This is a genomic window from Pseudomonas sp. SDO55104_S430, assembly GCF_054070595.1.
In genome coordinates this window covers 1-21,480 of the sequence record NZ_JBSVXG010000094.1, presented here as the reverse complement: position 1 = coordinate 21,480, position 21,480 = coordinate 1, and the positions used below count along the sequence as shown (strand labels likewise).

16 protein-coding genes are annotated in these 21,480 nt (G+C 61.9%); 6 read left to right on the top strand and 10 right to left on the bottom strand.

What is annotated here, in order from left to right; genetic code table 11:
- Nucleotides 1-80: 80 nt before the first annotated feature.
- The 5 genes from ACW9JE_RS17340 to ACW9JE_RS17320 are packed head-to-tail and all read right to left on the bottom strand — an operon-like array spanning nt 81 to nt 5,570.
- Complete coding sequence (locus tag ACW9JE_RS17340; protein ID WP_457433425.1) at nt 81-464, bottom strand: VOC family protein; 384 nt, start codon at nt 462-464, stop codon at nt 81-83.
- Nucleotides 465-517: 53 nt separating this feature from the next.
- The gene (locus ACW9JE_RS17335) at nt 518-1,315 is read right to left on the bottom strand and encodes a transporter substrate-binding domain-containing protein (protein WP_457433424.1); all 798 of its coding nucleotides are present in this window, start codon (nt 1,313-1,315) and stop codon (nt 518-520) included.
- 45 nt (nt 1,316-1,360) lie between these two features.
- The gene (locus ACW9JE_RS17330; protein ID WP_457433423.1) at nt 1,361-2,530 is read right to left on the bottom strand and encodes an NAD(P)/FAD-dependent oxidoreductase; all 1,170 of its coding nucleotides are present in this window, start codon (nt 2,528-2,530) and stop codon (nt 1,361-1,363) included.
- Between the two features lie 4 nt (nt 2,531-2,534).
- Nucleotides 2,535-4,181: an FAD-dependent oxidoreductase gene (locus ACW9JE_RS17325; protein WP_457433422.1), complete on the bottom strand. Its 1,647-nt coding sequence runs from the start codon at nt 4,179-4,181 to the stop codon at nt 2,535-2,537.
- A gap of 42 nt (nt 4,182-4,223) precedes the next feature.
- Entirely contained in the window at nt 4,224-5,570 is a 1,347-nt protein-coding gene (locus ACW9JE_RS17320; RefSeq protein ID WP_457433421.1) for an NAD(P)/FAD-dependent oxidoreductase, read from the bottom strand.
- 127 nt (nt 5,571-5,697) lie between these two features.
- Between ACW9JE_RS17320 and ACW9JE_RS17315 the strand changes: the two genes are divergently transcribed.
- The 3 genes from ACW9JE_RS17315 (at nt 5,698) to ACW9JE_RS17305 (ending at nt 8,503) form a co-directional block, all read left to right on the top strand.
- Entirely contained in the window at nt 5,698-6,582 is an 885-nt protein-coding gene (locus ACW9JE_RS17315) for a LysR substrate-binding domain-containing protein (RefSeq protein ID WP_457433420.1), read from the top strand.
- A 242-nt stretch (nt 6,583-6,824) separates the two neighbouring features.
- Nucleotides 6,825-7,766: an MBL fold metallo-hydrolase gene (locus tag ACW9JE_RS17310; RefSeq protein ID WP_457433419.1), complete on the top strand. Its 942-nt coding sequence runs from the start codon at nt 6,825-6,827 to the stop codon at nt 7,764-7,766.
- Nucleotides 7,767-7,987: 221 nt separating this feature from the next.
- The gene (locus tag ACW9JE_RS17305; protein WP_457433418.1) at nt 7,988-8,503 is read left to right on the top strand and encodes a hypothetical protein; all 516 of its coding nucleotides are present in this window, start codon (nt 7,988-7,990) and stop codon (nt 8,501-8,503) included.
- Between the two features lie 288 nt (nt 8,504-8,791).
- On the opposite strand, the gene ACW9JE_RS17300 is transcribed toward ACW9JE_RS17305, so the two are convergent.
- Both ACW9JE_RS17300 and ACW9JE_RS17295 read right to left on the bottom strand, forming a co-directional pair.
- On the bottom strand, nt 8,792-9,427 hold the full coding sequence (locus ACW9JE_RS17300) for a response regulator transcription factor (RefSeq protein WP_224533452.1): 636 nt from the start codon (nt 9,425-9,427) through the stop codon (nt 8,792-8,794).
- A gap of 48 nt (nt 9,428-9,475) precedes the next feature.
- Nucleotides 9,476-14,944 (bottom strand): trifunctional serine/threonine-protein kinase/ATP-binding protein/sensor histidine kinase, encoded by a 5,469-nt coding sequence (locus ACW9JE_RS17295; protein WP_457433417.1) that lies wholly within the window; start codon nt 14,942-14,944, stop codon nt 9,476-9,478.
- Nucleotides 14,945-15,168: 224 nt separating this feature from the next.
- On the opposite strand from ACW9JE_RS17295, the gene ACW9JE_RS17290 reads away from it, so the two are divergent.
- Entirely contained in the window at nt 15,169-15,561 is a 393-nt protein-coding gene (locus ACW9JE_RS17290; protein WP_457433416.1) for a response regulator transcription factor, read from the top strand.
- A gap of 281 nt (nt 15,562-15,842) precedes the next feature.
- Here the strand turns inward: ACW9JE_RS17290 and ACW9JE_RS17285 are convergent, their stop codons facing one another.
- The 3 genes from ACW9JE_RS17285 to ACW9JE_RS17275 form a co-directional block, all read right to left on the bottom strand.
- Entirely contained in the window at nt 15,843-18,038 is a 2,196-nt protein-coding gene (locus ACW9JE_RS17285; RefSeq protein ID WP_457433415.1) for an OsmC domain/YcaO domain-containing protein, read from the bottom strand.
- Between the two features lie 147 nt (nt 18,039-18,185).
- Nucleotides 18,186-18,857, bottom strand: a complete 672-nt coding sequence (locus tag ACW9JE_RS17280; protein WP_457433414.1) for a DUF3313 domain-containing protein — start codon at nt 18,855-18,857, stop codon at nt 18,186-18,188.
- A gap of 12 nt (nt 18,858-18,869) precedes the next feature.
- Nucleotides 18,870-19,187, bottom strand: coding sequence for a hypothetical protein (locus tag ACW9JE_RS17275; protein ID WP_457433413.1), 318 nt, complete (start codon nt 19,185-19,187; stop codon nt 18,870-18,872).
- A 164-nt stretch (nt 19,188-19,351) separates the two neighbouring features.
- Between ACW9JE_RS17275 and ACW9JE_RS17270 the strand changes: the two genes are divergently transcribed.
- Both ACW9JE_RS17270 and ACW9JE_RS17265 read left to right on the top strand, forming a co-directional pair.
- A complete protein-coding gene (locus ACW9JE_RS17270) occupies nt 19,352-20,062 on the top strand; it encodes a response regulator (RefSeq protein ID WP_457433412.1) in 711 nt (236 codons plus the stop codon).
- On the top strand, nt 20,059-21,393 hold the full coding sequence (locus tag ACW9JE_RS17265) for an ATP-binding protein (protein WP_457433411.1): 1,335 nt from the start codon (nt 20,059-20,061) through the stop codon (nt 21,391-21,393). The genes ACW9JE_RS17270 and ACW9JE_RS17265 overlap by 4 nt, the downstream gene beginning before the upstream one ends.
- The last annotated feature ends 87 nt before the right edge of the window (nt 21,394-21,480 follow it).

The window sequence follows — 21,480 nt, the reverse complement described above, 5'->3', positions numbered from 1 at the left end:
AGAGGGGGGGGGGGAAGGCAACAGGTTTTTTGGTGGGGGTTTTGTTTTTGCGAACAACCCCGCTCCCACATTAGACCGAGTTACGCGGGTTTGAAGCAGTAGGCCGCGAGTTTGTTGCCATCCAGATCCCGGGCATAGGCAGCATAGGCATTCGGCGCCCAACCCCGTGGGCCAGGCTGGCCTTCACAGGTGCCGCCACCGGCCAGCGCCGCGGCATGGAACGCATCAATCGCCGCACGATCCGGCGCTTCGAAGCTCACGGTCACGCCATTGCCCACAGTCGCCGGCGCACCATTGGCAGGCTTGAGCACAAAGAACGATGGCGCACTTTCACCCCATATCGAGCCGTTGTCCTCCAGGTCAGCGATGCGTTTCTGGCCGAGGGCGCCGAGCACCTTGTCGTAAAAGGTGCGGGCTTTTTGCAGATCGTTGGTACCGACAGTGACGTGAGTGAAAACGCTCATTTTTATGCTCTCGTGGGTAGATCCAGGGTGGTTGAATGGGGTTGCTTCAGCTTTCAGTGCGGCCACAGATCGATCGGGAAATACTTCTGTGATATCTGCGTGTACTTGCCCGAGTCATACAACTGGGTCAGCGCCTGATCGATCTGGGTCTTGAGTTCGACGTCGCTTTTGCGCATGCCAGCGCCGACGCCCAGTCCGTATTTCAAAGGGTCCATCTTGACGCTGCCGGTACCCTTCTCTTCGAACGCCAAACCGTCCTTGGACTTGAGGAATTCGATGTCGCCGAGCTTGTCGAGGAACATCACATCGATGCGGCCGGCGATCAGGTCGGCGTTGCAGTCGTCCTGGGTGTTGTAGATGCGGATGTCGGAGGTATTGCCATAGGCGGTGCGGATGAATTCGGCATTGGTGGTCGAGCCCTGCACGCCGATGGCCTTGCCGGCGAGGCCTTCGGGCGTCAGCGTTACATCGATGTCCTTGGCCGCGACGAAAATGCCGGTGGTTTCATAGTAGGGACGGGAAAAGGCGATCACTTTCTGACGCTCGGGGCTGATGCCCATCGAGTTGAACAGCACGTCGAACTTGTTGGCGATCAACGCCGGAATGATGCCGTCCCACGCCACTTCCTTGATCTCGCACTCGGCCTTCATCTGCTCGCACAGGGCACGGATCAGGTCAGGTTCGAAGCCGGTGAATTGCCCGGTAGGCGTCTTCACCAGGAACGGCGGGTACGGCTCGGCGGCCACGCCAAATCGCAGTTTTTCCTGGGCCGCGCTGGCGGGCGCGGTGAAGGCACACAAAGTCAGGCCGAGAGAGGCCGCCAGGGTCAAGTTGCGCAGTATTCGTTTCATGGTCGATCCTTTTTTTATTGGAGGATGGATTCTAAGAACGTCTTTCTATGCCGCCGGCATCGGCAGCGGCAACCAGCCCTGAATGGCCTGCCAGTCGGATTCGAGGGCGCTGAAACGCGAGAGTGAGAAGGTGGAAAGATCGGCGAAACTGCACTTGCCGTCCATGACCAGGTCGCGAATGGCATGACCGCTCGCCGGAGAAAGCCCGAAGCCGACACCGGACATGGTGGCGACGGTGAGGTTGTCCAGCGCAGCAGGCCGATCGATGACCGGACGCCCGTCCGGGGTGTTTTCGATGAACCCTGCCCAGCTGCGTATCACCCGCTTGTGGGCGACCTTGGGGAACAGCTCGGCCAGGCGTTTGGCGATGTTGCATTGCAGCGGCGTCGATTGCGGCCGGGCACCGTGCAGGTCCGCCAGATCGACCCACTCATGGGGCCCGCCACCGTAAGCCAGGTTGCCGCGCAGGGTCTGCCGGCCGTACAGGCCATTGCCATCGACACCGCCCACTTCAAGCAACGGCAGCGGCTCGGTGACGATCATTTCCGCCCGCGCCGTGACTAGCGGAATCTCCACGCCCAGTTGCGCCGCCAGCACGCCCGTGTGCGGCCCTGCGGCAATCACCAGATGATCACAGGAAATGAGGCCTTGGGCGGTGCGCACGCCGGTCACCCGGTCGCCGTCCCGCACTACCTCAACCACCGGCGTATGTTCAAGCACTCGCCCGCCCAGGTTCTGCAGCGCCCAGGCGTAAGCCTGCAAGGTGCGATGCGGATTGGCGTGACCGCCGAAGTGGTAATAGAAACCGGCCAATACGTTGTCGCCGGCAAAGGGCACCAGTTCGCGCACCTGCTGCGGGTCCAGCAGATCAACCTGCAAGCCATACCAGGCCGCTTCGTTCACCACCTTCTGATCGAGGGAAACCTGGTGCTCGGTGAGATCGATGCTGATGCGGTCCGGACGATACTCGGTGGGATAACCGAGCAGCTCGTCCATCATCGGCCACAGCCTTTGCTCTTCGACAAACAGCGGACTGTGGTGGTGGGAGCAGCCGCCGCCGTTGCGGCCCGAAGCGCCCCAGCCGATCAGGCCGGCTTCGAGCACCAGCACGTCGACACCATCCCGGGCCAGCCACCAGGCAGCGCTCAGGCCGGTCACGCCGCCACCGACGATGACCACGGATGCGCTGGAGGCGGATTTTTTAACGGTTTGCATGGTGTCAGCCCTCGTGGTTCAGCGCGGTGGATTGCGGCTCGGTTTCAGGTCGACGGCTGGCGACGGTCTGCTCGCCGTTGCACAGCCAGAACGGCGTCCACTGCGATGGCATGTCGAACCAGGCATCCCAGCGGCTGTGCATCTGCGGTGTTTCCTCGACTTGCCCGGCCTGACGCATCGACAGCGGGCGCACCGGCGGACGAAACGAGGCCAGCGCGATGGCCTCGACACCCACACCGGCACCAATGCTGAGCAATGCCGCCACCTGTTCGCGGCAACGGCGGCCCTGGCACGGGCCCATGCAGGCGCGAGTCAGGCGCTTGGTCACGTCCGGATTGGGCGTGTCGTTTTGCATGGTGATTTCCAGCGACGCCTCGGCGGGCGTCCATTGCAGGTATCGCGGCGGTTGCTGTCCGAGAATCTCGTTGGCTGTCACCTCTTCACACTGGCAGACGAAGGGCGGGTTCTGCGCGTGCAGCGTGGTCGCCCTCACCCAGGCCGTGCGGTTGGCGGCAATGTCGCAGACCGGTTGGTCGGGAATCGATGGTTGCTCATCCGGCGCAATGACCGCACCGAGCGCGAGCAACGCGGTGTGCGCGGCGATCCGGCCTTCGCGTCGGGCAATGTCCTCGTCGAGGCTTTTCGACGGCCAGACGCCAGCGCAATCGCCAGCCACCAGCACGAAGGGCAACGAGGTGCGTTGCGCAGGGTCGATATCGGGTGCGTGACCGCCACGGCTGGCCTGGAATGACATGCGGCATCCCGTGGCTTCCATCAGTTCGATTGCGGGGATGGCTGCCACACCGAGCAGCACCGTGTCGCATTCGATCTCGATCAAGGTGCCCTCAAGCGGGTGGCCTTCGGTGTCGATCGCCACGGCTTTTATGCTCTTGACCCCGAATCCATCGCCAAGCGCCTCGCGCACCACATGCCCGGTCAGCAGTTGAGCGCCCTGCTCCACCAGTTGATTCAGCAGCGTTTGATCGCCACTGACCTGCGCAGCCTGCTCGATGATCGCCGCAATCTGCACACCACTGGCGACCAAAGCGTGAGCCGTGACCAGCGCCTGGGTATCGCTACCGACCAGCACCGCACGATTGGCGTCCAGCGCCTGATAAACCGTCGCCAATCGATGCGCCGCACTGACGCCCATCACACCGGGTCGATCCCAGCCGGCGAACGCCAGGCCCATGTCACGCCGGCCCGCAGCGACGATCACTTGTTTGAAGCGCAGCAGCCACGCGTTGTCTTCATCGGCCAAGCCTGCTACTGCGCCTTCGATCCACGCGGCGGTAGGTTGCTGAGGAAACAACCCCCAGACCGCCGTGCCAAGCCGCACATCGACACCGGCTTCGAGCGCTTCTGAAATCTCCGGGCGTGCATCGAGCAAGGTCTGCAGCACGCTATTGCGATTGGACACCGCCGCGCCCATGCGTCCGCCGAAATGCAGCGGCACTTCCTCGCCCATGGTCTCCAAAGGCACCGGGTTTTCATCCACCAGCGTGACGCGCAGACCATGGCCAATGGCGGTCAACGCCGCCTCCAGTCCCGCAGGCCCCGCGCCGACGATCAGGATGTCGGTCTCGTCGTTGATCGGCGGTGCCTTGCCCGCCAACGAGGCCGGGTCGTAGTAGTTGTTGTTTGTAGTCACCGAATTTCCCCTTCAGGTCAGCACGTGGACATGAGCAAACGACTAGAACAGCGATGAAGGCGGCTTGACGTCGCCCTCGGCGAAACGCGACAGGCGCAGCTGGCGCATGTCCAGGCCCGGATCGCCCTTATCGATCCAGTCCGCCAGGGTCTTGCCCACGATCGGCCCCATGGCGAAACCGTGCCCGCAGAACCCGGTGGCGATCGCCAGGCCTCGGGGTGAAGTCTGTGCGTCGATCACCGGGATGCCGTCGGGCAGCACATCGATGGCCCCCGCCCAGCGGTCGGCAATCTGTGTATTGATCTGCCCCGGGAACGCCGCCTTGAGCGAGCGCATGGCAGTGCCCAGGCCCTTCTCGTTGGGCTTGATCAGCGGATTGCGCTCATGAATGCCCTCGCCCAGACGCGAGGCTTGCGACCAGGGCATGCGCTGATGCAGGTCGGTCAGGCAGGCGCCGTTGAGGTTGAAACGAAACGACTTGCGGTGCGCCCACAGCGACGGCGCGTACCAGTGCAGGGCACGCAGGTGGCCGAGGGTCATGTCGACATCGACATGGGCGTCGTCGGCGATGTTGAAACTGCCGTCCAGGCGCTGGCGAAAACCCACACCATTGGCGATGGTGGAGATACCGCTCAGGGTCGGCCCGGCGGTGGTCCGCGCCACCGTGCCGCGCACCAGTTGTTGCGGCAGTTCGATGCCGAGCATTCGCAACAGGCGAAAGGTGGAGACGCCGGCGGCGCAGATCACGGTTTTCGCCTTCACATAACCGCGCTCGGTTTCCACTCCGACCACCTGGCCGGCGGCGACATCGATGCCTCGGGCGCCACAGTGTTCCACCAGTTGCGCACCCAGTTCGCGGGCGCGCATGGCGAAGGCCCGCGCCACCAGCGTCGGTTCGGCCTGACCGTCGCTGGCGGTGAAAATCCCTCCCAACTGCGGCACGGCGTAACCCGGCAGCTTGTCGAGCACTTGCCGGGGCGACAGCATCACGGTGTCCATCGAAAAACTGCGCGCGACGCTCAGCCAGGAGGCATAGCCCTCGCGTTCTTCCTCGTTGCCGGCGACGAACAGGCAGCCGTCGTTGCGCCAGCCCAGGTCGGTCTGCAGCTCACGCTCCAGCGAACGCCAGAGGCCGATGCTGGCCTGCATCAACGGCACTTCAGCCTCGTCCCGCGATTGCTGGCGCACGAAACCCCAGGCCCGGGAGGACTGCTGACCGGCCAGCAGGCTTTTTTCCAGCAGCAACACCTTGCTGCCCGCCTTGCTCAAGTAGTACGCGCTGGCACAGCCCATCAGGCCGCCGCCGATGATCACCACATCGACTTCATGGGGCAGTGGATTATCCTGAGGCGCCGATACACCGGCCAAAGCTGCAACTGGAGTGTTCATGAGGGAAATCGCCGAGTTGAGAATGACGCGTAGCGCAGCGTCGAGGTTTGAGCTAAGAATGTGCCCCGGCATACTGAAATTACAGTGATGTCTGCGCATTAATTCCATGTGAGGAACGCATAGAAACATGAGCCGCCAACTGCCCTCGATCGAGCTTTTGCAGGCATTCCTGACGGTTGCCAAGACCGGCAACTTCGGCAAGGCGGGCGAGCAGCTCAACCTCAGCCAGAGCGCGGTCAGCCGTCAGGTCGCGCAGCTGGAGGCGCGCCTGGACACCCGCCTGTTCGAACGCCACACCCGCCGGATCGTGCTGACCGCCGAAGGCCGCTCGCTGGTGCCGGTGGCCGAACAGGTCATCGGTCTGCTGTCGGATGCCTCGCACATGCTCTCCACCGTGGGCCGAAGCGTCAGCCTGCGGGCGCATCCGACCATGGCCGCGCGCTGGCTGATCCCCAGGCTGACGGCGTTCTATCGCGAGCATCCGCAGGTGACCGTCAGCGTCGACACGGTCTATCACCGCTTCCCGGATTTTGCCTTCGAATCGGTCGACGCGATGATCGCCTACGGCACCGCCACCTGGCCCGACTTCGAGGCGTTGGAGTTGTGGGAGGAAGAATTGATTCCGGTGTGCTCGCCGCAGCTTCTGGAGGGCACAACGGCGCAGGAACTGCTCAAGAGCGCGCGACTGGTGGACTCGAGCATGGATCGCCTGGACTGGCGGCGGTGGGAAGAGTATTACCCCGGCTCGATCGGGCCAGATAACGGGCATTTGACGTTCGACACGTTGGAGTCGGCCATTGTCGCGGTGAAGTGTGGTCAGGGGATTGCCCTGGTGGACGCTGTGCTGACCCAGGATGAATTGCTCAATGGGCAACTGGTTCGGGTGCATGACGGGCGCATCGTCACCGGCGGGCGGTATACCCTGGTTTATCCGCGGCGGGTGAAACACTCCAGCGGGTTTTCCGAATTCCTTAGTTGGCTGGAACAAGCTGTCGAAACCCGCCCCCTGTAGGAGCGAGCATGCTCGCGATGGAGGCGCAGGCACCGCGGGGTATCAGGCAGCCAGCGTCATCGTTAACGACCATCGCGAGCATGCTCGCTCCTACAGGGGTAGATGCCGAAAATTCCCAACCGAAGTGCTTAGTGCCATCACGCTAAGGTGCATCCCCGCTATACCCGGGGATGATATCGATGGCGATCCCCTCCCCTCACACTCTCCCCATGGGCATACCGCCCCTCACCAGGAGAGTGACCATGACTACGTACCTCAACCATTTCGCCCAGAAGAATGAAGTCCAGCCAGTCTCGCAAAGCCCGGTGACCGAGTATCAGATCCCTTCGCGCTACGCCGTGCGGGTTGGCGATATCGACGTTATGGTGATCAGCGACGGCGTCCTGCCGCTGCCGACCGAAACCATGTCCACCAACGCCGACCCGGAAGCGCGCAAGGCGTGGTTCAAGCAGATGTTCCTCGGCCCCGACGCCTTCGACTGGGCGCTGAACGTGCTGGTGGTGCGCAGCGGCGAGCAGATCATTCTGGTCGACGCAGGCCTGGGCGGTCAGTTCCCCGGCTTCCCGCGCGCCGGGCAGTTCCCGAAACGCCTGGCGGCGGCCGGCATCGATCTGGCGTCCGTCACGGACATCGTGATCACCCACATGCACATGGACCACATCGGCGGGCTGCTGGTGGACGACGTGAAAAACAAACTGAGCCCGGACGTGCGCATTCACGTGGCGCAAACCGAGGTCGACTTCTGGTCCGAACCCGACTTCACCCACACCGACATGCCGGCACCGGTACCTGATGTACTGCGGGCAACCGCCAATGCCTTCATCAAAGAGTTTTCCAGCAAGGTGCGCACCTTCGAAGACCAACACGAAGTGGCGCCAGGCGTGGTCGCCAAGATGACCGGCGGCCACACCCCCGGGCACTGCGTGGTCTACGTGCAATCGGGCGGCGAGAAGCTGACCTTCGCCGGCGACGCCCTGTTCCCGGTGGCCTTCGAGCATCCTGACTGGCACAACGGCTTCGAACATGACCCTGAAGAATCGGTCCGCGTACGGGTCCGTCTGATGCAGGAAGCGGCGGCTAGCGGTGAATTGTTTGTTGCAACGCACCTGCCCTTCCCGTCCGTTGGCCGGGTGGCACTGGATGGTGATGCGTTTCGTTGGGTGGCGGCGTTCTGGGATTTCTAATCGTTAGCTGATGATTTAACAGACGATGTGCTGAGGGTTTATCCCCTCAGCACTGATAGGTGCAAGGCACAACTTTCAAGTACTACATTTAGTTCAGTTTAGTAACTCGGACAAATAACCCTGAATTCCCGCCAAACCATGATTCCGCGTTTGACTGGCTATACGTTTTAAAAAACAATCCTCGAACTTGCCCCCAACTTTGCCGCACAGGACTGTACGACATGAATTCGATTACAGGGACTTCCTTTAACCACAATGCAACTCATACAAGAGAGTTGCAGTTGAACATACCGACAGCACAACCGGTGAAAGCGGCCACCGATCCCGCCACCGCACCAACGTCCATGCCGCCCCGGGAGTCGGTCAAGGTCAACCTCTCGCTGGAAGGCCTGAAAGCCTCTGCTTCATCCTCGGACACCAAGGCCTCGCCGGTGAAGGACGACGCCAAAATGGTGGAAAAAATCCGCAAACAGATGCAGGAACTCCAGGAAAAGATCCAGGAACAGCAGGCGCAGTTGCAAGCGGTGGAAGCCAACCGAAACCTGTCCCCCGAAGAAAAGGCGCAGCGCGTCAGTGCAATCAACCAGGTATTGGCCGGCCTCAACAGTTCGCTGGCAAGTGCAACCGCACAGTTGATGTTGGCACTTAAAGGAACACCGGAAATGAAAGGTGGCGATGCGATACAGCCAATGCCTTTCGTTCGCCATGAAGAAACAGCGCCGCCAACTAACAGCTGAACTTCCCACCTATATTAATCGACACCCCTCCCCTCTGTAGGAGCGAGCTTGCTCGCGATGGTGGTTAACGATGACGCTGGCTGTCTGAATGTCTGCGGTATCTGGGCGTTCATCGCGAGCAGGCTCGCTCCCACAATGGGTTTGGGTACATTCGCGAATTCGGGTCGGCTACCAGGCCGCCTTCGCGAGCAGGCTCGCTCCCACAGTGGTCAGGTGTAGATTCGTGATATCGGGTCGGCTTTAAGGCCGCCTTCGCGGGCAAGCCTTGCTCCTGCAGAGGAAGTTTGGCTATGCCCTTTCCAAGGCCTCAGCCATCCGCACCAAATCCGCGAAGGACTTGGCATGCATCTTCTTCATGGCATGAGAACGATGAATCTTGATAGTGATTTCACTCAGGTTCATCTGCCCCGCGATCTGCTTGTTCATCAGCCCCTTGACCGCAAGCGCCATGACCTCCTTTTCACGGGGAGTCAGGGACTGGTAGTCGGCATGCAGATTGGAAGTCTGCTGCTCGACCTCGCGACGTTTGATATCGCTCTGCAGCGCGGCAGATACCGCGTCCAGCAGATCCTGCTCACGAAAGGGTTTGGCCAGGAAATCCACGGCACCGGCTTTCATCGCCTTGACCGACATCTCGATGTCGCCATGTCCGGTGATGAAAATGACGGGAATGCTGGAATGCGAATCGACCAGCTGACGCTGAAAATCCAGGCCACTGCTGCCCTGCAGGCGCACATCCAGCACCAGACAGCTGGCACCGTCGGTTTTAGAACGCTGAAGAAATTCCGCCGTCGAGGCAAAGGTTTCGACCCGCATACCGGCCGAGCGCAACAGATTGCTGAGCGCATCGCGAATGGAGGCATCATCGTCCACCACGTAAACAATGGAAGCATTGTTTTGCGACTCATTGAACGGAGCATTCATGCACGACACTCTTCAACAAAGGGTGGAAAAAAGTGTAGCACAGTGCCTTTACTGCACGACCGGCAGCGTGAACTGAACAGTCGCACCGCGCGGCTGATTGGCGCTTGCCCATAGCCGCCCGCCGTGGGCCTCGATGATCGAACGGCAGATCGACAAGCCCATGCCCAGCCCAGTGGCCTTGGTGGTGTAGAACGAGATGAACACCTGATCAGGGTTCTCCGTGGCAAAACCCGGCCCCGAATCGCTGACGCTCACCAGCAGGTACCCCTCCTCCCCCGGCACCGCGCTGATCTGCAGTTGACGCTCGCCTTGCGGGGTCGCGCCCATCGCCTCCAGCGCATTCATGATCAGGTTGAGCAGCACCTGTTGCAGCTCCACACGATCACCGACGATCAGTTGCAAGCCGTCGCTGAGTTGGGTCTGCAATGTCACGCCGTTTTTCATGATCTGGCCACGGGTGAACTCGATCATCTCGCCAATGGCCACATTGATGTCCAGCGGGCCTTTCTGCGGCGGCGCCTTGCGGATATGCCCGCGAATACGCCCCAGCACATCGGCGGCGCGGTTGGCATCCTGGATCAACCGGGCGAGCACTTGACGGACCTCGTCGAGCTCCGGCGGCTGGATGTTCAGCCAGCGCTGTGCGGCATTGGCGTTGAGGATCGCCGCGGCAATCGGCTGGTTGACCTCGTGTGCGATCGACGCCACCAGCTGCCCCATGGTGGCGACGCGGTTGGCGTGGGCCAGTTCGGTCTGCACCTCGCGATAACGCCGCTCGCTCTCACGGATTTGCTCTTCCGCCTGCTTGCGCTCGGTCAGGTCCAATACGAAGGCGACCCCTTCCTTGCTGTCGGCTTCGAACATGGCCAGGCCGACGATCACCGGCAGCGTGCTGCCGTCTTTCTTGAAGTACTCCTTCTCGAAAGGTTGTGCATGACCGGTGCGTACCGCTTGCAGCATGGATCGCTCGCTGACTTCCCGATACTGGGGCACTGTCAGATCGCGCCAGCGTAGCCGACCCGAAACCAGGTCCTCGCGACTGAAGCCGAGCATGCGCAGGAAAGCATCGTTTGCCTCGACAATGTCGCCATCGGCATTCCAGACCACAATGCCGATGATATTGGCGTCCACCAGACGGCGGATCTTCGATTCGCGCTCGGCAACCTCACGGTACAACCGGGCGTTCTCCAACGAGATGGCCGCCTGTGACGCCACCAGTTTCAGCACGGCGATCCGGTTGGGGCTGAACACCCGGGCGGTCAGGTTGTTCTCCAGATACAGCGCGCCGACCAGCTTGGCCTGGTTCATCAACGGCAGGCAAAGGATCGAGCGGGCGCGCTGCTCGCGTACGTAAGGATCAGCGGCGAACGACGATTCGATGATGGCGTCGTCCAGAACGATGCTCTCGCGGGTGCGCAGGACCTGGAAAAGCACGGACTGCGGCAGCAGCTGCGCACTGATCGGCGCATCGCGCAGTTGCGTGGTGTCATCGCCGGTGGTCACCTGGGCGGCGATCCGGTGCTCGCCGGCATCCGACAGAATCAACAGGCCACGTTCGGCACCGGCCTGTTCGATAGCGGTGAACATGACCATGTCGATCAGCTTTTCCAGAACGATTTCGCCCGACACCGCCTGGGAGACCTTGAGCACGGTCGCCAGATCCAGGTGCTCGACCGCCGTGGCCATGGTGGTGGTCGGGCCGAGGGTGTGTTCCTCGGTGCGCAGCGACGGATACTTCGCGTCCAGCTGGCGCACCTTGCCATCGGCACCCCAGCGCAGATAGCCGTAGCGGGCATCCTGCAGATAGACCCGGGCGATCTTGCCCAGTCCCCGCGCTGCATAGAAGCGCGACGCCAGCTCGTTGCCCAGCGCCTCGACATGGATGAAACCGCTGTTCTGCGCCAGGTTGATGGCTTGCTCGTATAGCTTCTCGGCATCCACCACGCGCCCTTCGACACGGGCGATCTCGGCCGCGATCAACGCCGCCCGGCTGGCGAAATTCTCTGGACACTGTTGCGCCCAGCCATGCAACTGCTGGTAATCGACACCCATGGCGGCCAGATGCGGCGCTTGCTCGCTCGGTTCGATGCCGTCACAACAGGCCGCCCGGGCCAGCGCGTCGTAGAAGTAGTACTCGGCCTCCTCGAAGAACCCCTGGCATACCCAGAGCAACTGCCGCGCCTTGTCGGCGGCCTGCATGGCGGCTTCAGGTTCGCCGGCCATGTAACGGGCCTGGAGTTTACGCACCCAGTACAGACACTCGGCCAGCACCAGATCCGGGGTGCTGGACAGATGCGCTTCGGTGTCGGCTTCGTTGAATTCGCCCTCTTCCAGACGCCCGAAAGTCGGGGTCAGGCCGCGCAGCATGCGGATCTGCACCAGTTGCGTGGAGATGAAATCGGTCACCAGGCCGAAGCGCACTTTGCGCGCGTAGGCCAGGCCCTGTTCGGCCTCGCCCTGTACCTCGGGCAACGGCTCGCCGGCGAACAGCAGATCGGCGGTGAGGTTGTTGCCGGCATAGGCCCCGTAGGGCAGATCGCCGATCCGGTTGGCCGCCACGAACGAGCGACGTAACAGGTCCCGGCACTGCGCCACGGGGCGCATCCAGCGCACGGCAAAACAGGAGAAACACAGATAGGTGCTGGCTTCGAACCGAGTCAGCCCGCGTTGCTCGACCAGATCACAACCCAGCTGTCCGAAGCGGAACCCCACCTCATGGTCGCCGAAGCGCGGACCGGCCACCCGAAAGACATTGGCATAGAGCACGCAGGAAGCGTCGCAGTTACCCCATTCAAGGCTCATGCTGACGGCTTTGCAGATCGACAGGCAGGACAGGTTGGTATCGGTCTGCAACGCCGGGGCGAACAATTTACCCAAGGCGCTGACGGTCACCAGGGAAGTGGCGTCCTCCATCAACGGCAGGTCAATAAGGTCTTCGATGACCCGGTCACCCAGCATTTCGCCGATGCGGTCGTACTCGCGACGCACATCATCGTCGCTCGGATGCGCCGACCATTCGATTCCCACATGCCGCAGGTAGTCCAGGCAGACCGCGACCGAGGCATCGCTGCGATCGAGCAGCAAATAGACGTCCATGTGCAGACAGGCAACGTTGGCACGCTCGATCACGGTCGTGGCGCGCGCGGCTAGCGCAGTCAGGCGCTCGTCGGCGATGGCGAGCTGGCCGGTGAGGAACTCGCATTCGGCGCGGTTCAATTCCAGGGCGAAGCTCAGCCCGTTACGCCGCGTCCAGCAATCCTCGCCCAACAGCTGGGCACCGGTGGTGAGGTAGTTGAGTGCCGAGGCGTAGGCCGACGAGGCCTTGGCGCGCTGGCCGGCGATCAGGTTGAATTCGGCCAGTTGCTCGCGCTCGCGCAGATCGGTAAGCAAGGTCGCACCGCGATTGAGCTGGCCGACGATTTCGAAAATCGCCTCCTCCAAGCCCTGAGCCGGTGTCTGCGCCGCCAGTAGCCGGCCGATCCGCAGATGCGCCTGGGCCCGCGATTCCCTCGGGATCAGCGAATAGGCGGCTTCATGAATACGGTCGTGAACGAAGGCATAGGCACCGTCCAGGCGTTCGACCAGTTCCTGGCGAATCGCCTCCCACAACACCGTGCGCAGCTGTGTCTTGGGTACTTCCATGGCGGTGGCCAGGGCGTTGATTCCGGCCACGTTGCCCAGACAGGCGAGCTGCTGCAACGCGTGCTGGGTATCGGCTGGCAGGCGGGTCAGCTTGTCGACCATCAGGTCGACGATGTTGTCGGTGTAGCCCTTGGCGTGGATGCGATCCGGGTCCCAGAACCAGCGACTCAAGTGGTGATCAAACGTCAGCAGCTGTTCATCGGCCAGGGTTTGCAGGAACTGGATGACGAAGAATGGATTGCCGGCGGTCTTGTCCAGCACCAGCTGCGCCAATGGCTCGACCCGCGGAATCTGGTCATCGAGCGCTTCGGCGATCAATTGTTCGATGTGGTTCTTGGCCAGCGGCGCCAGAGTGATTTCATCGATCCTGCCGCCGGCCTTGCGGATGGCCTCGATCTTCAGCGACAGCGGATGCCCGGCGTCCACCTCGTTGCTGCGGTAGGCGCCGACGAGCATCAGGTGGCGGGTGTCCGAGCTGATCAACAGATCCTCGAGCAGGTCGAGGGTTGCCGCGTCGAGCCATTGCAGGTCGTCGAGAAACAGGGCCAGCGGATGATCGGCCTGGGCGAACACCCCGATGAAGTGCCGCAGCACCAGCAGGAAGCGGCGTTGCGCCTGCTGCGGGTCCAGCGCCGGAACAGGTGGCGGCTCGCCGATGATCAGCTTGAGCTCGGGAATCAGGTCGGTGATCAGGCGCGCGTTGGGCTCCAGCGCTTGCTGCAAGGCGTCTCGCCATTCGGCCAGTTCCGTGTCGCTCTTGCCCAGCAAGGTGCGGACCAGGCTCTGGAACGCCTGCACCAGGGTCGAATAGGGTATGTCGCGGCTGTATTGATCGAACTTGCCGGAAGCGAAGAGCCCGCGCGGCGGAACCAGCACCTTGTGCAGCTCGTTGACCACCGAGGACTTGCCGATGCCGGAATAGCCGGTGACCAGCACCAGCTCCGGTGTGCTGCTGGTGATGATCCGGTTGAACGCGCTCACCAGGGTGTCGACTTCACGCTCGCGTCCGTAGAGCTTTTCGGGAATCAGCAGCCGGTCGGAAGCGCCGTGTTCGCTGAGGGTGAAGGGCTTGATCTGGCCGGTCTGTTGCCATTCGGTCAGGCAGCGGCGCAGATCATGCTCTAGCCCGGCGGCGGTCTGATAGCGCTCTTCGGCAGTCTTGGCGAGCAATTTCCTGACGATGTCGCAGAGTACATGGGGAATGCTCTCGACCCTGGAACGGGCCGGCACCGGCTTTTTCGCGATATGGCAATGCACCCATTCGATCGGGTCGACGGCGGTGAACGGCAGCGTGGCGGTGAGCATGTGGTAGAGGGTCACGCCGAAGGAATACAGGTCGCTGCGCGAATCGATCGAGCGATTCATCCGCCCGGTCTGCTCGGGTGCCATGTAGGCCAGGGTGCCGGCGATGGTCTCGGGTGCCTGGCGCTCGCGCGGCAGTTGCGAAGCCAGGCCGAAGCCGGTGAGCCTCGCCTGGCCGTCGGAGCAGTTGACCAGGATGTGGCTCGGTTTGATGTCCTTGTGGACGAGGCCGCACTGGTGGAGTTTGCCGATCGCGACGGCGATGCTGATGGCGTGATGCAGGAAAATAGAGGTCGGCATGGGCGTCGTCAGCAACTGCACCAAGGGTTCGCCACCCGGATCTTCCAGCACCAGCTGGACCTGGCCGCTTTCGCGCACGATCTCCAGCGGTCGAACCGCCCAACTGCCGTCGAGTTCATCCTTGAGGGCAAATTCGTGGGAGAGACGGCCAAGGCAGGCCGGGAGCGGTTGCTCGGCGGCGGGTCGCGTGACCAGCACCGTGCTTTCGCCAGCGGCACCCGAGCGAACTTCGCGACAGAAGATACGCTCACCGTCGTCCCATAGTATTTGCATGCTGATATCCATCTGAATTGGAAAAAACCAGTCAGTTGCGCCACAACACTGTAGCAGGCCGGGGAACAGCGCCCCCTGCCGTCTGATCAATCACCAAAGATGGCATTGAATGAGGTCTGCTACATCAACACATAGATCTTAGCGACCTATACCTAGATATGATTTTTCCTCGACAAAGACCGCGTATGGTGTAGGGACACCGGGCGCAGTAACGAGCAAATTCAATGACGCAAGACACTCACACACGCACTGCAGCGAACATTGCAGTTGTGGATGATGACGATTCGGTTCGCGGAGCCCTGGAAAGCCTGTTGCGCTCCAGCGGCTACAAGACCCGGACCTATTGCAGCGCGCTGGAGTTTCTCGGTGCCAACGCCTTGGCTGAAACCGATTGCCTGGTGTCCGATATCCAGATGCCGGGCATGAGTGGTGTGGAGATGTTCGAGCAACTGATTGCGACAGGCATTCACATCCCCACGATATTGATCACCGCCTACCCCGCCGCCGCCCCGCCCCCGAGCGCTCACTCACCGGAACTGATCGCCTGCCTGCCCAAACCCTGCGACGCCGACAAGCTGCTGAATTGCATTGAGGCCGCGCTTTCCCGGCGTCATTGATCCCCGGGACCGACCTTATCCCCGCACACTTCGCGAATACCTGTGGGAGCGAGCCTGCTCGCGATGCATGCCGGAACACCGCGGTGCATCAGGCTTCCCGCATCATCGTTCACGACCATCGCGAGCAAGCTAGCTCCTACAGGTTTTGCAGGCAACGCCGAATTTGTGAACGACACAAACCCCTGTGGGAGCGTGGCTTGCCCGCGAAGGCGTCAGGCCGGCCACCACAGATGTTGGATGTGCCGGCCTCTTCGCGGGCAAGCCCGCTTCCACAGATTTGGTCAGCGGGTCAGATTGGCCCGGGCGCTGTGCAGCTTTTTGTAGCTGTCGATCAGGCGCAAATGGCGGTCCAGGCCTTCGAGTTTCATGCTGGTCGGGGTCAGGCCATAGAAGCGTACGCTGCTGTTCACCGAGCCGATCGCGGCGTCCATGCGCTCGTTGCCGAACATGCGGCGGAAGTTGGCTTCGTAATCTTCCAGTTCCAGATCCTCGTCCAGCTCCATCTCCAGCACCGCATTCACTGCCTGATAGAACAACCCACGCTCGACCGTGTTGTCGTTGTACTGAAGGAAGGTCTCCACCGCTTCCTTCGCTTCTTCGAACTGCTGCAACGCCAGGTAAATCAGCGCCTTCAACTCCAGAATCGTCAGCTGCCCCCAGGCCGTGTTGTCGTCGAACTCGATGCCGATCAGCGTGGTGATGTCGGTGTAGTCGTCCAGCTCGCTTTCCACCAGACGCTCCACCAGATCCTTCAGACCGGCTTCATCCAGACGATGCAGGTTGAGGATGTCTTCGCGGAAGAACAGTGCCTTGTTGGTGTTGTCCCAGATCAGATCGTCGACCGGATAGATCTCCGAATAATCCGGCACCAAGATGCGGCAGGCCGTGGCACCGATGTGCTCGTAGACCGCCATGTACGATTCCTTGCCCATGTTTTCCAGAATGCCGAACAAGGTCGCGGCTTCCTGGGCGTTGGAGTCTTCGCCCTGGCCCGAGAAGTCCCACTCGACGAACTCGTATTCAGGCTTGGCACTGAAGAAGCGCCACGACACCACACCGCTGGAATCGATGAAGTGCTCGACGAAGTTGTTCGGCTCGGTCACCGCGTGGCCTTCGAAAGTCGGCTGCGGCAGGTCGTTCAAGCCTTCGAAACTGCGGCCCTGCAGCAGTTCGGTCAGGCTGCGCTCCAGCGCCACTTCCAGACTCGGGTGTGCGCCGAACGAAGCGAATACGCCGCCGGTGCGCGGGTTCATCAAGGTCACGCACATCACCGGGAACTCGCCGCCCAGGGATGCATCCTTGACCAGCACCGGGAAGCCCTGGGCTTCAAGGCCCTCGATACCAGCGACAATACTCGGGTACTTCGCCAGCACTTCGGCCGGCACGTCCGGCAGTGCGAATTCACCTTCGATGATTTCGCGCTTCACCGCCCGCTCGAAGATCTCCGACAGGCACTGAACCTGGGCTTCGGCCAGGGTGTTGCCGGCGCTCATGCCGTTGCTCAGGTAGAGGTTTTCGATCAGGTTGGACGGGAAGTACACCACCTCGCCGTCGGACTGGCGCACGAACGGCAGCGAGACGATGCCGCGGGCTTCATTGCCGGAGTTGGTGTCGAACAGGTGGGAACCGCGCAGCTCGCCATCGCGGTTGTAGATCTTCAGGCAGTACTCGTCGAGGATTTCCTTGGGCAGCTCGTCCTTGCGCCCAGGCTGGAACCAGCGCTCGTCCGGGTAATGCACGAACGGCGCATTGGCGATCTCTTCGCCCCAGAACTGGTCGTTGTAGAAGAAGTTGCAGTTCAGACGCTCGATGAACTCACCCAGCGCCGAAGCCAGCGCGCTTTCCTTGGTCGAACCCTTGCCGTTGGTGAAGCACATCGGCGAATGGGCGTCGCGGATATGCAGCGACCAGACGTTGGGCACGATATTGCGCCAGGAGGCGATTTCGATCTTCATGCCAAGGTCGGCGAGGATGCCCGACATGTTGGCGATGGTCTGCTCCAGCGGCAGGTCCTTGCCGACGATGTAGGTGCCACCTTCGGACGTCGAGTTCGGCATCAGCAACGCCTGGGCGTCGGCGTCGAGGTTTTCCACCTCTTCGATCACGAACTCTGGACCGGCCTGCACCACCTTCTTCACGGTGCAGCGGTCGATGGAACGCAGGATGCCCTGACGGTCCTTGTCGGAGATATCGGCCGGCAGCTCGACCTGGATCTTGAAGATCTGGTTGTAGCGGTTTTCCGGGTCGACGATGTTGTTCTGCGACAGGCGAATATTGTCGGTGGGGATGTTGCGGGTCTCGCAGTACAACTTCACGAAATAAGCGGCACACAACGCCGAGGAAGCCAGGAAGTAATCGAACGGACCCGGTGCCGAGCCATCGCCCTTGTAGCGGATGGGCTGATCGGCGATCACCGTGAAGTCGTCGAACTTGGCTTCAAGTCGAAGGTTGTCGAGAAAGTTGACCTTGATTTCCATGGGGGAACACCAGAATAGCGAGCTAAGCGAAATTGGCCGCCATTATCCGGTTTTTCAGCGGCAAGTCTTGTGCTTTTCCTCGGCGGCCGCTGACCGGTTCCACGGGACTTGCCCTGCGCGGGGCTGCCCGCGCAGGGTTGAAGCTGCCTATTTGCGAATTGCGGTATAGGACTCGCGCAAGTCACTGGCCCAACCGTCGAGCACCACCTTGACGTCATCCGGGGTCAGGACCTGCTTGTCATCGTCCAGCGCCAGGCCTGTGCCCATACGCACAACCTCGGCCACCACTTCCCCCGTCGCACCGTCTTCGAAAGACACTTCGGTGGCGATTTCGCTGTCCTGGTCGCGGATACCGGTGGCCGTGCTCACCCCCGCCGCGACCAGCGTCACCGGCAGCCATTCATAGAATTTCAGGCCCTGGGGGCTGGCCGCAACCCGGGTAATCGCGGGCCTGACGATCAGGGTATCGGAATCGGGTTTGGTGACCAGGGGCAGCATCTTGCTCAGCTCGGATCGCAGCGCCGCATCGTAGTAGTCGGTCACCCCGGACAGCGTGCTCAGGGGAATCCGCTCGGTAGGCTCAGGTCCCGGGTAGAACTGGCTCGGCGCCAGATAGACCGTGGTGTAGCGGCCGCGCTTCACCGCGGGGCTGACCCAGCTCAACACGGTCTGGCCGGACGGCGCCTGACGCTCCGACAACAGGCTGTAGTCATACAGAAAGCCGGTATACATTTCAGGAGTGACTTTTTTGCTGCTGCAGGCCGACAGGGTCAGGGTGGCCGCGAACAACAGCGACAGCGAGCGAAGGGTTCTGATCATGGTGATTCCTTGTCAGGCGTGGGCGTGAAATTGGGCGTGAGGGGCGTCTTCCGAGCACTCGATGCGCAACTGGCCATGGGTCATGATCCAGTGGATGAACTCGGTGGTCGGGATGGAGTGGATGTATTCCACCCAGTGGGAGCCTTCCGGGCTGTAGCGCTCGAAGTAACGGCGCATGACGATCTGGCTCTGATCGCTGGCCAGCCCCAGGCACGTCTCCTGAAACAGGATCGACTTGTCGCCCCCGGGCAATGCGGTACGTTGAGTGAGGATCAGGGGACGCTCGGTGTTGCGCCCCGCAGCGGTCGGAATGCCGTTTAAAACCTTCATGAATACCTCCGTCAATGGAATGCCGGCAGGGTGAAGGAAGGTTTTTGCCTGAGAATGTCCGCTTGATGTCTGTGTTGCAGGAATGTTGCTCGATTGAAATATATGACCCGGGCATTGAAATGGTTTTAGATGCCCTCCTTTTTTGAGCCCTGGACCCGGTAACCGTGAGCAGACTGCTGATCGTCGACGACGATATGGAAATTCTGTCCCTGCTGAAGAAATTCTTCGTGCAGCACGCCTACGAGGTGGACGTGGCGCCACACGGTGATGCCATGTGGGCGGCTATCGCGCAGAACCGGCCGGACACCATCATCCTGGACGTGATGCTGCCCGGCGAAAGCGGCCTGAGCCTGTGCCAGAAAGTGCGGGCGCAGACCGGGATCCCGATCATCATGCTGACCGCCATGGCCGAGCTGAGCGATCGCATCGTCGGCCTGGAACTGGGGGCCGACGACTACCTGACCAAACCCTTCGCTCCCCAGGAGCTGCTGGCCCGGGTCCGCGCCCTGCAACGTCGCGCCGGTGAGCAGAGAAGCCCGGTCGGCGAGCCTTCGCGGCCGGTCAGCAGCTTCGCCGGTTGGCACCTGGATATCACCTGCCGCGAGCTGCGCTCCCCCGATAACGTAATGATTCCGCTGTCCGGTGGCGAGTTCGACTTGCTGGTGGTGTTCCTCGATCATCCCCAGCGCATCCTCACCCGCGAGCAGCTGATCGACCTGACCCACGGCCAGGGCCACGACGCCTTCGATCGCAGCATCGATGTGCAGGTCAGCCGCCTGCGACGCAAAATCGAACCTGACAGCAAGCGCCCGGACCTGATCCGTACCGTGCGCAACGGAGGTTATATGTTCACCGCCAAGGTCACTCGCTCGTGATCGGCCGGATGTTTCGCCGCGACACCCTGAGGCGCCGGATTGCCCTGACCATTGTCGCCGCGATGGCCGCGTCCTTGACCCTCAACGCCCTGTTCGTGCAGGTCGCCGGCACCTGGGCCCGGCCACCCATAGAGCGTACTGGCCTGCTGGAGCAGATTGCCGTGACCACGCGGTTGATCGAGGCGGCGCCAACGGCGTTGCGTGCGCAATTGGCGAGCGCGGCGAGCAATCCCATGCTCGAAGTGGCCTGGGGTACTGATCGCAACACGTTCGGCCTGCCCACGGGCGGCGCCCTGGTCGAACCCCGCAAGGTGCCGGTGCTGCACGAGTTGCTGGGGGATGATCGAGACATGGAGGTGTTCAATCCAGGTGACTGGCCGGATAACAGTGCCCAGGCGCATTACGTCGCGCTCGTGCGGCTGGTCGATGGCAGCTGGTTGACCTTCACCCCGCCCGAGCGCAGTTGGGGTCTGGACACCGGCACACGAATCGCGGTGATCATCGCCCTGGGGCTGATCGCTACGCTGCTGGTGGCGTGGATCGCCACGCGTCAGCTGGCGAGTCCCCTGCAACGCTTCGCCAGCGCCGCGCGGCGCTTCGGCGGCGACCTGAGCGCCCCGCCCATCGCCATCGAAGGCCCTCACGAAATACGCCAGGTGATCATCGCCTTCAACACTATGCAGGCGCAGATCCAGCACTTCATCGGCGAACGCACGCACATGCTCGCCTCCATCTCCCATGACCTGCGCGCGCCGTTGACGCGGATGCGCCTGCGCAGCGAATTCATGGAAGACCTGGACCATCAGCGCAAAATGATTCGCGACATCGAAGAGATGCAGTCGATGATCAACGCGGCCCTGGCGTTCTTCCGCGAAGACACGCACCTGGAGCAATCCACGGCGTTCGACCTCTCGGAGTTGCTGCAGACCATCATTGATGACTTCCGCGATCAGGGCATCAACATCGACTTCACCGGCCCCGCGCATTGGGTGTACGACGGCCGGCCGCTGGGGATCAAGCGTGTGGTGGTCAATCTGCTGGAGAACGCGGTGAAGTACGGGTTGCACCCGGGCGCTGCGTTGAAATTTGATGACGATTGGGTGTGCATCGAGGTCAGCGACGAAGGGCCGGGGATTCCCGAGGAGGCGCTGCAGCGGGTGTTCGATCCGTTCTTCCGCCTGGAAAGCTCGCGTAATCGGGATACCGGTGGGGTGGGGTTGGGACTTTCGGCTGCCAGGGCGATTGTGCGCGAACAGGGTGGGGAGTTGAGTTTGAGTAATCGCAGTGGTGGGGGTTTGCTGGCGCGGGTGGAGTTGCCGCGTAACAGATAAGCGTGATTTCGACTTTTCAGGGCGACGCGCCCCCTGTAGCAGCTGGCGAAGCCTGCGTCCGGCTGCGCAGCAGTCGCAAAACCTGAA

Coding starts and splice junctions, on each gene's coding strand:
- ACW9JE_RS17340 (WP_457433425.1), bottom strand. CDS start 464: ATGAGCGTTTTCACTCACGTCACTGTCGGTACCAACGATCTGCAAAAA.
- ACW9JE_RS17335 (WP_457433424.1), bottom strand. CDS start 1,315: ATGAAACGAATACTGCGCAACTTGACCCTGGCGGCCTCTCTCGGCCTG.
- ACW9JE_RS17330 (WP_457433423.1), bottom strand. CDS start 2,530: ATGCAAACCGTTAAAAAATCCGCCTCCAGCGCATCCGTGGTCATCGTC.
- ACW9JE_RS17320 (WP_457433421.1), bottom strand. CDS start 5,570: ATGAACACTCCAGTTGCAGCTTTGGCCGGTGTATCGGCGCCTCAGGAT.
- ACW9JE_RS17315 (WP_457433420.1), top strand. CDS start 5,698: ATGAGCCGCCAACTGCCCTCGATCGAGCTTTTGCAGGCATTCCTGACG.
- ACW9JE_RS17310 (WP_457433419.1), top strand. CDS start 6,825: ATGACTACGTACCTCAACCATTTCGCCCAGAAGAATGAAGTCCAGCCA.
- ACW9JE_RS17305 (WP_457433418.1), top strand. CDS start 7,988: ATGAATTCGATTACAGGGACTTCCTTTAACCACAATGCAACTCATACA.
- ACW9JE_RS17300 (WP_224533452.1), bottom strand. CDS start 9,427: ATGAATGCTCCGTTCAATGAGTCGCAAAACAATGCTTCCATTGTTTAC.
- ACW9JE_RS17295 (WP_457433417.1), bottom strand. CDS start 14,944: ATGCAAATACTATGGGACGACGGTGAGCGTATCTTCTGTCGCGAAGTT.
- ACW9JE_RS17290 (WP_457433416.1), top strand. CDS start 15,169: ATGACGCAAGACACTCACACACGCACTGCAGCGAACATTGCAGTTGTG.
- ACW9JE_RS17285 (WP_457433415.1), bottom strand. CDS start 18,038: ATGGAAATCAAGGTCAACTTTCTCGACAACCTTCGACTTGAAGCCAAG.
- ACW9JE_RS17280 (WP_457433414.1), bottom strand. CDS start 18,857: ATGATCAGAACCCTTCGCTCGCTGTCGCTGTTGTTCGCGGCCACCCTG.
- ACW9JE_RS17275 (WP_457433413.1), bottom strand. CDS start 19,187: ATGAAGGTTTTAAACGGCATTCCGACCGCTGCGGGGCGCAACACCGAG.